The organism is Pseudomonadales bacterium (assembly GCA_013215025.1).
GTDB lineage: Bacteria > Pseudomonadota > Gammaproteobacteria > Pseudomonadales > DT-91 > DT-91.
This window is the reverse complement of sequence record JABSRR010000081.1, coordinates 1-8564: the sequence shown is the minus strand read 5'-3', so window position 1 is coordinate 8564 and position 8564 is coordinate 1. Positions and strand designations below refer to the sequence as shown.

Genomic DNA, 8564 nt, shown 5'->3' with positions numbered 1-8564 from the left:
ACAAACTTAACGGTTTCAAGTACGGTTTTCACGAATCCATTTGGCGTATGATCAAGCTGCAACAACACTTGCTCCTCGCTCGTCTGATCCTGATGAATCGGCAACAATAATCTTCCGCCTGGCGCAAGCTGCTGCACTAAGTCATCGGGTATTTCGCTAGCGGCAGCTGCAGATAAAATAGCATCGAATGGCCCTTCGGCAGTATGACCAAGATGGCCATCACTATGAAAGAAGCGCACATTATCGATCCCTAAGCTGCGGCAACGTTGGTGAGCCTTTTTGAGTAATGGCAATATCCGCTCTATGGTTATCAGCTGCTCAACAAAGGGCGCTAAAATAGCAGTTTGAAAGCCAGACCCCGTTCCGATTTCGAGAACTTTTTTTGGCTCCACAGCGAGCACAAGTTCACTCATCTTGGCAACCGAGTAAGGTTGCGATAAGGTTTGATGATGCCCGATAGGCAGCGCTGTATCGTCGTAAGCACGATTTGCCAGTGCCTCGTCGACAAACACATGCCTGGGAGTCTGCTGGAAAGCTTGCAGCACGCGAGGGTCAGTGATGCCCTGTTCTTGCAAGCGTATAACGAGTTTTTCACGCGCGCGAATTGAAGTCATGCCACGACCGGAAAACTGCGACTTTAGCACCATAACATAAACTCTTTTATTTGAAGCTCTCAGAGCATACAAGCTTTTGATGACTCATGACAAATCTCGATAGTTTTGCACATTAAGCTCATGCAATAAAGCCGTTGCAAAGCTGCCGCTTGGCAAAGCAAATGAGAGTTCTGCATGCAGATCATCAAGCTGCCTAAACTGCAGCTGCTTCGGTAATACCCGAATCGCACGAAATTGGGTATCTAAACCCGCTTCTGCAAGCAGCGCCGGCCATTCAAGGCTAAAGTCGTCAGGCTGCCAATACTGGCCAGCAGTAGACTGCAAGAAGTTTTGCAATAGCTTATCAGATCGCCCAATCAGCGGCGCCATTGGATGTAATTCGCATTGCTTGACACGTTGCTCAATTTCGCTAGACAGCTGTTCATTAAACCAGCTGCCTGAACCATCAATTTGCCATATATCGCCCACTAGCGCCTGGTCAAATTGTCCCGCTAGCAAACGTTGAACAATATACTGGTTAAATAAATAAGCCCGTGCTGCAGACAGAATCATACCGCGTTCGGCTTTTTTTACTCGCAGATTTCGATTGAGTAGCGGGGCTACTGAGAACAAGTTATTCGCATTGCTGCCGAATCGTTGTGCACCGAAATAGTTAGCAAAGCCATATTTTTGCAGCAGATTACAGCGATCGGCAAGCATTGACCAAACGCCATCTGCAGTCACAGGCTCATCCTGCAAACCCAGCTTTATGGTAAAGCGGTTAAGCTGATGCACACCGCGCTTTAATTTTTTATGGTGACGCTGCATGGCAATGACACGCCAACCGTCTCCTTGCAGCGTATTGAGGTCTGGCAAAGGATCTTTTATTGGCCATGGAATAGACAGGTACTGTAAAGTATGCGCGAACTTATCTTTTAAACCGCTATAGCCAATATCGCGTTTAGCTAGCTTGAGCTTGCTCGCAATAAATCCGATCACTTGCTGGCTGTTGAGATTTGTTTTCTCAAGCCATAGAAATACATGTTCGCCCTCTCCACTGGGCGTAAAGGCCAACACTTCTTCAACACAAAAATCTTCTGGTCGCTGCTTAAAGGTAACGTTATGCTCAAGCCTTGGCCACCTAGCCGCTAAATTTAGATATTCAGGCTGCATTCCAATATTAGCTTGCTGATGCATGCGTTGACACTTGCTGGATCAACACAACAGCTTCACAGGCAATGCCTTTTTTCTCGCCAATAAAACCTAGCTTTTCTGTGGTAGTCGCTTTGACATTTACCTGATCAGCCGAGACCGCTAAATCAGCAGCAATATTGACACACATTTGCTCGGTGTAAGGCGATACCTTAGGCGCTTGCGCAATAAGCGTGATATCTGCATTGACCACCGCATAGTTTTGCTGACTGAGCAAATGCATCACATGACGCAGCAAAACTCTCGAATCCGCATTTGCAAAAGACGGATCAGTATCAGGGAAATGTTTACCAATATCGCCTAGTGCTGCTGCGCCTAATAATGCATCCGCAAGCGCATGCAGCATCACATCGCCATCCGAATGCGCAATCAGAGCATAGTCGCAATCAATGTTAACGCCGCCCAAGGTAATTTGATTACCCGGTCCAAATCGATGCACATCATAGCCATGACCAATACGCACTAGATTTCTCTCATTCGTTGTAACCAAAATTCAGCCAGCGGCAAATCTGCAGGCTCTGTAACTTTAATATTACTCGACGCACCCTGCAGCAACTGAGGCGTATAACCGGCCAGCTCCATTGCACTGGCTTCGTCAGTAATCTGCTTATTTTCTGCAATCGCTTGGGACATTGCTTGGTAAAGGGCCGCAAAGGGAAAAAGCTGCGGCGTTAGCGCTTGCCAAATGGTTGAACGGTCAATGGTTTGTTCAGCGAGCATGGTGCCATCTTTTATATTTACTTGTTTGAGCGTATTGACTGCAGGTATCGCTAACAAGCCCCCGGCCTGATTGGCCTCAGCATGCGTCATCAACGCAAACAGCCGATCAATATCTGCCTGATTGACACACGGCCGAGCGGCATCGTGAACACACACCCAGTGGTTAGCCTTACAGAGCTTATGCAACTTGAGATACTCAAGCGCATTGTGCACTGAATGAACCCGCTCAGCCCCCCCGGCCACAGTGATAATTTTATCGGCATACTGTTGCACGATTTCTAACTGAGCAAAGTAATTATCATGTTCTGCTAACGGCACAATAACCCCTTGAACATCATGGCGCAGCAGAAACGCCTCCAGCGCTAATTCGACCAGAGTCTTATTATGAATGGTTAAATATTGCTTGGGCTTATCAGCTTTAAATCGCTTGCCAATACCAGCACAAGGTAAGATGACCCAAACCTGAGGGGTTACATTGTTTGATATCGGTGGCATGCAGTGAATTAGTTATCGATAACTAAATAAAATGTTTCGTCAGCTTTTATCATACCTAGCTGAGAACGTGCAAAAGCCTCAATGGCTTGGTAACCATTTTGAAGTTGGTAGACCTCTCTTGCTAAGGCATCATTGCGTTGCTGCATTTCAGTAATTTGCAGCGCTTGCTGCGAAATTTGCGACTTTAGGCCGACATAATGCGATATGCTGCCCTCNCCAAACCAGAGTGAGGCTTGTAAGGCAATAAGCATCAGTAATAAACCGAGGTTTAACAATCGCATTAAAAAACCTACGTTTCCATGGTTATTGATGGCATCAATACTGATGCATTTTTTATCTTAGCTTTTTTTCTTAGTTAAGCTTTCTAAGACACTTTTTGTAACTTTACATAAGTCACTTTATATCAGTGACTTTTTAAAAGTCATTATAAATAAGCCGCTGTTGCTAAGCTTTTTTAAAATCAGCTTTTGCTTTTAATGTAGCTATAACTTTTTTGCAAAAATCAAATGTGCAAATGATCAAAAATTGACCATATTCTGCCTAGTATATGATATTAAAATTGAAACACAATGTTTTCATCGCACCAGCCGGCAACTGCACATAAACTATTAAATGCTATGCGCAGTGCGAGACTCAGTAAAACCTATCAGGCTTTAAACTCAGCTCTTCCCCGGTACACAGCTTTTTCACCCAAGCCTGCTTCGATACGCAATAAACGATTATACTTTGCCATCCGGTCTGAGCGGCATAAAGAACCTGTTTTTATTTGGCCAGCAGCCGTTGCAACTGCAAGGTCAGCAATGGTTGCATCTTCAGTTTCACCGCTGCGGTGAGAAATAACGGCTGTGAAACCCGCTTCTTGCGCCATCTTGATAGCATCTAAGGTTTCAGAAAGAGAGCCAATTTGATTAAATTTAATCAAAATCGAATTGCCGATATTCTCATCAATACCACGCTTTAAGATTTTAGTATTGGTTACGAATAAATCGTCACCGACTAACTGCACACGGTCACCGATTTTATCGGTGAGTACTTTCCAGCCATCCCAATCTGACTCATCCATACCGTCTTCGATAGAGATGATTGGGTATTTATCGCTAAGCGCTGCTAAATAATCTGCAAAGCCCGCTGCATCATAAACTTTACCTTCGCCCGCCAGGTCATAGTTACCGTCTTTATAGAATTCAGATGAAGCACAGTCTAAAGCAAGAGTGACTTCCTCACCCAGCTTATAGCCAGCAGCTGTTACTGCTTCTTCAATTGCTTCAAGCGCTGCTTCATTTGAGGGTAAGTTTGGTGCAAATCCACCTTCATCACCGACAGCCGTGTTTAAACCTCGGCTTGATAATACTTTCTTTAATGCATGGAAGATTTCAGCACCACAACGCATCGCTTCTGAGAAGGTTTTAGCGCCAACCGGCTGAACCATAAATTCTTGGATATCAACATTATTATCCGCATGTTCGCCACCGTTAATAATATTCATCATAGGTACCGGTAAGGTGTACTGGCCTGCTGTGCCATTTACTTCCGCAATATGCTCATACAACTCAATACCTTTCGACTTAGCGGCAGCTTTAGCAGCTGCCAGCGAGACTGCAAGAATCGCGTTGGCACCAAGCTTTTCTTTATTTTCTGTGCCATCTGCATCAATCATAATTTTATCAAGCGCACGCTGTGCAGCAGCATCTTGACCGACTAACAAAGGCTTAATGGCTTCGTTCACGTTTTTAACTGCGTTAAGCACACCTTTACCCAGATAACGCGACTTGTCACCATCACGTAATTCTAAAGCTTCGCGCGAACCTGTTGATGCACCAGATGGCGCACACGCTGATTCAATCGTGCCATCTTCTAATACAACTTCTGCCATTACGGTAGGATTGCCACGTGAGTCTAAAACTTCAAACGCTAATACGTCTGCAATAATTGTCATGAGAGGGATATCTCCATACGTTGAACGTTAAATACTAATTTGAAAGTTGGAATGCTTACTCAATGGTGAGTGGATCGAAGCCTTTGACCAAGTCATCTAGCGCTTTCATGCGCTGTAAAAAAGGTGCCAACTTATCCAATGGTAAAGCGCAAGGGCCGTCACATTTGGCTTGATCAGGATTAGGGTGCGCTTCGAGAAAAATCGATGAAATACCTTGTGAAATTCCTGCCAAGCCGAGATCAAGCGTCTGATTACGTCGACCATCAGCACTATCACTTCGGCCACCGGGCTTTTGCAGTGCATGTGTCACGTCAAACATCACGGGTACATGCATCGCTTTCATGGTTCTAAAACCCAGCATATCGACCACCAAATTATTATAGCCATACATGGTGCCGCGCTCACAGAGCATCACTTTATCATTCCCTGCTTCTTCACATTTTTTGATGATATGCTGCATTTCATGAGGCGCTAAGAATTGCGCTTTTTTTACATTTATCACTGCACCGGTTTTTGCCATAGCCTCAACTAAGTCAGTCTGACGCGATAAGAATGCGGGAAGCTGAATAACATCTGCAACTTCTGCAACAGCTTCAGCTTGATAGGGCTCGTGCACGTCGGTAATAACAGGTACATTAAATTGCTGCTTAATACCGTGAAGAATTTTCAAGCCCTGCTCTAAACCTGGGCCTCGATACGAATATAATGAGGAGCGGTTAGCCTTATCAAAAGAGGCTTTGAATACATACGGGATATTAAGCTGGCTACAAACGTCGACATAATGCGCGGCGATTTCATGCGCCAGTGATTCAGACTCTAGCACATTCATACCACCAAAAAGCACGAAGGGTAAATCGTTAGCGACTTGTATATCGGCAATCTGAATCATCGATCTTGCCATGGCTCTATCCTATATCAGTTATGTATTCGTTATATTATTTTTTATTATCGATTGAAGCTTTGACAAAGCTCTTAAACAAGGGGTGACCGGTTCGTGGTCGCGAAGTAAATTCAGGATGAAATTGGGTAGCAATAAACCAGGGGTGGTCTGCAAGTTCAATGACTTCTACTAAAGTGTCATCAAATGACCAACCGGCCACGGTTAAGCCTGCTTCTTGTAACCGCCCAACATACTGATTATTCACTTCATAACGATGGCGATGACGTTCAACGATTACATCTTTGCCATACACATCGCGTGCTTGGGTACCGTTTACCATATGCGTTTCCTGTGCACCTAAACGCATCGTGCCGCCAAGATCAGAGCTTTCGTCTCGCAGCTCGGTATTACCCGAGGCATCAACCCACTCGGTAATCAAGCCTATTACCGGAAACTCGGATTGTTGCGAAAACTCTGTCGAATTCGCACCTTTCATACCCGCCACATTCCGCGCATACTCTATCACTGCAACCTGCATGCCTAAGCATATACCTAGATAGGGTATAGCATTTTCACGCGCATATTGTGCAGTCAGAATTTTACCCTCAACGCCGCGGTGGCCAAAGCCACCTGGCACTAAAATACCGTCCATGCCCGCTAATCGCTGAGTACCTTCACGCTCAATAATTTCAGAATCGATGAAATCGATTTTCACTTTATGTTGGTGGTGGATGCCTGCATGTTTTAAGGATTCAATCACCGACTTATAAGCGTCAAGCAGCTCCATGTACTTGCCAACCATGGCAATATTAACAGTTGCAGTAGACTGCATTTCATTTTGCACCACCCAGTCCCACTCTGAAAGGTCTGCGGGCTTTGCCGAAATACGCAGCTTGTCAACGACGATACTGTCCAAGCCTTGCTGATGCAGAATGCGTGGAACCGCATGTATGGTTTGCGCATCGGGTAAGGAAATCACCGCTCTGGCTTCAACATTGGTAAACAAGGCAATTTTCTGCCGCGCGCCTTCATCAATTTCAACTTCGCTGCGACAAACGAGCACGTCTGGAATCAATCCGATGGTGCGTAACTCTTTCACGCTGTGCTGGGTAGGTTTGGTTTTTGTCTCGCCTGCAGTGCGGATATAAGGCACCAAGGTAAGGTGCATAAGGATCGCTCGTTCTGAACCTAGCTCCAGCTTTAACTGCCTTACCGCCTCGAGAAACGGCTGTGACTCAATATCACCTACGGTGCCGCCCACTTCAACCAAGCACACATCAACATCGTCTGCTGGCCCTTCAAGAACTCGGCGTTTGATTTCATCAGTAATATGCGGAATTACCTGCACGGTACCGCCTAAATAATCACCGCGACGCTCTTTACGTAACACGGTTTCATAAACCCTGCCGGTGGTAAAGTTATTGCGTTTCGTTGTCTTACTCGATACGAAGCGTTCATAATGGCCCAAGTCTAAATCGGTTTCAGCGCCGTCCTCGGTAACAAATACTTCACCATGCTGAAACGGGCTCATGGTGCCAGGGTCTACGTTGATATAGGGGTCTAATTTCATCATTGTGACACTGAGACCACGGGCTTCTAGGATTGCGCCAAGCGAAGCAGAAGCAATTCCCTTACCAAGGGATGACACCACACCACCTGTTACAAAAATAAAACGTGTCATAAATCGCCTTCAAATCAGTTATCAACAGATATATTACAATTAATATCGCCCTGCCATGATATGCCAATGGACAAGAAAGTACGCGAAACAGAGCGCAAAAAAGTAATATTCTAGACGTGGGCTTTGAGAATAAGCCTACTTAAGATGGGGTGCCAGTGTAACAAAATACCGCGGTTGTTCAACGAAATTCCTGAGTTTTGTCGTCGTTAAAAGCGCATAAGCAGCATCATCGCTGCGTATTTCGTGTTACTATTTTGGCCTTTAAATACATCTCTGGCGCCATGAAACCTGCACTGTCTTTAGCTCAGATCTACCAGGCTATTATTATTGCTTTTTTAGCCGGCTTGCCATTCAGCTTTGGCAGCCTTGGCTTAACCCTTTATTACTATGCCATTATCATATTACTGAGCGGGCTAAGTCTGACTGCCTGCATCCGCCATAGGCAACAGCTGCTTCACCAAGGTAGACAATATCCAATGTCGCTCTTTTTATTTGCCAGCTGGATCTTTTTTATGCTGGCAGCATGGCTGATCAACCTTGACCTCCAGCACCCATTACAGCCCCTACTCTCAAGCTATCGCCTACTCTTTGATCTACTGATGATCATTATCTGCGTCGGCGCCGCCTGTGTTCAAGTCGATACTAAGGCCAAACCCTCATCTTGGTTTTTAGCCCTAGTCGCTGGCACCTTATGTATGTTTGTCTTTCACAGCTGGGCTTTCCATCAGCTAGATCACAGCCACCTTAACTGGGCTAGAAACCCCCCGTTGGGGCCAAATATTCGCGACCAAGACAAACTTGCTGGATGCTCGGCGATTACACTGCTAAGCCTACTTTGGTTTAAACCAGCCTCTACGCCAATTAGAGTCATCTATAGCATGGCTTTAATTGCTTGCGTAACATTTTTAATTTGGGCATCGGCGCGTAATAGTTTGTTAGCACTGAGCATTATGGCCATTGCCATGTTTGCCTTTGGCTTTAAACAATTACGACAGCAAAAAGTGTTGGCACTAGTACCAATTCTCGTCACTATAATCGCAATGAGCC

General features: G+C 45.4%; 9 protein-coding genes. 1 reads left to right on the top strand and 8 read right to left on the bottom strand.

Going from position 1 to position 8564, the window contains the following annotated elements:
• From HRU21_07400 to HRU21_07365, 8 genes are all read right to left on the bottom strand, one after another.
• The coding region (locus HRU21_07400) for a protein-L-isoaspartate(D-aspartate) O-methyltransferase (protein NRA42121.1) at positions 1-647 on the bottom strand (647 nt) is incomplete at its 3' end.
• Between the two features lie 51 nt (positions 648-698).
• Positions 699-1790 carry a tRNA pseudouridine(13) synthase TruD gene (locus HRU21_07395; GenBank protein NRA42120.1) on the bottom strand — a complete coding sequence of 364 codons (1092 nt, stop codon included), beginning with the start codon at positions 1788-1790 and terminating at the stop codon, positions 699-701.
• Complete coding sequence (gene ispF, locus HRU21_07390; protein ID NRA42119.1) at positions 1774-2268, bottom strand: 2-C-methyl-D-erythritol 2,4-cyclodiphosphate synthase; 495 nt, start codon at positions 2266-2268, stop codon at positions 1774-1776. The genes HRU21_07395 and ispF overlap by 17 nt, the downstream gene beginning before the upstream one ends.
• Positions 2268-3020 carry a 2-C-methyl-D-erythritol 4-phosphate cytidylyltransferase gene (gene ispD, locus HRU21_07385; GenBank protein NRA42118.1) on the bottom strand — a complete coding sequence of 251 codons (753 nt, stop codon included), beginning with the start codon at positions 3018-3020 and terminating at the stop codon, positions 2268-2270. Before ispD ends, ispF begins: the two co-directional genes overlap by 1 nt.
• An 8-nt stretch (positions 3021-3028) precedes the next feature.
• Positions 3029-3301 (bottom strand): septum formation initiator family protein, encoded by a 273-nt coding sequence (locus HRU21_07380; protein ID NRA42117.1) that lies wholly within the window; start codon positions 3299-3301, stop codon positions 3029-3031.
• Positions 3302-3666: 365 nt separating this feature from the next.
• A complete protein-coding gene (eno, locus tag HRU21_07375) occupies positions 3667-4956 on the bottom strand; it encodes a phosphopyruvate hydratase (protein ID NRA42116.1) in 1290 nt (429 codons plus the stop codon).
• Between the two features lie 55 nt (positions 4957-5011).
• A complete protein-coding gene (gene kdsA / locus HRU21_07370; protein NRA42115.1) occupies positions 5012-5857 on the bottom strand; it encodes a 3-deoxy-8-phosphooctulonate synthase in 846 nt (281 codons plus the stop codon).
• A gap of 34 nt (positions 5858-5891) precedes the next feature.
• Positions 5892-7517 (bottom strand): CTP synthase, encoded by a 1626-nt coding sequence (locus HRU21_07365; protein ID NRA42114.1) that lies wholly within the window; start codon positions 7515-7517, stop codon positions 5892-5894.
• Between the two features lie 197 nt (positions 7518-7714).
• On the opposite strand from HRU21_07365, the gene HRU21_07360 reads away from it, so the two are divergent.
• Positions 7715-8564, top strand: an 850-nt coding sequence (locus HRU21_07360; protein NRA42113.1) for a hypothetical protein, incomplete at its 3' end; no start/stop codon positions are given.

Excerpts from the sequence above, each read along its gene's own strand:
- HRU21_07395 (NRA42120.1), bottom strand. The coding sequence starts at position 1,790 with ATGCATCAGCAAGCTAATATTGGAATGCAGCCTGAATATCTAAATTTA.
- HRU21_07365 (NRA42114.1), bottom strand. The coding sequence starts at position 7,517 with ATGACACGTTTTATTTTTGTAACAGGTGGTGTGGTGTCATCCCTTGGT.
- kdsA (NRA42115.1), bottom strand. The coding sequence starts at position 5,857 with ATGGCAAGATCGATGATTCAGATTGCCGATATACAAGTCGCTAACGAT.
- ispD (NRA42118.1), bottom strand. The coding sequence starts at position 3,020 with ATGCCACCGATATCAAACAATGTAACCCCTCAGGTTTGGGTCATCTTA.
- eno (NRA42116.1), bottom strand. The coding sequence starts at position 4,956 with ATGACAATTATTGCAGACGTATTAGCGTTTGAAGTTTTAGACTCACGT.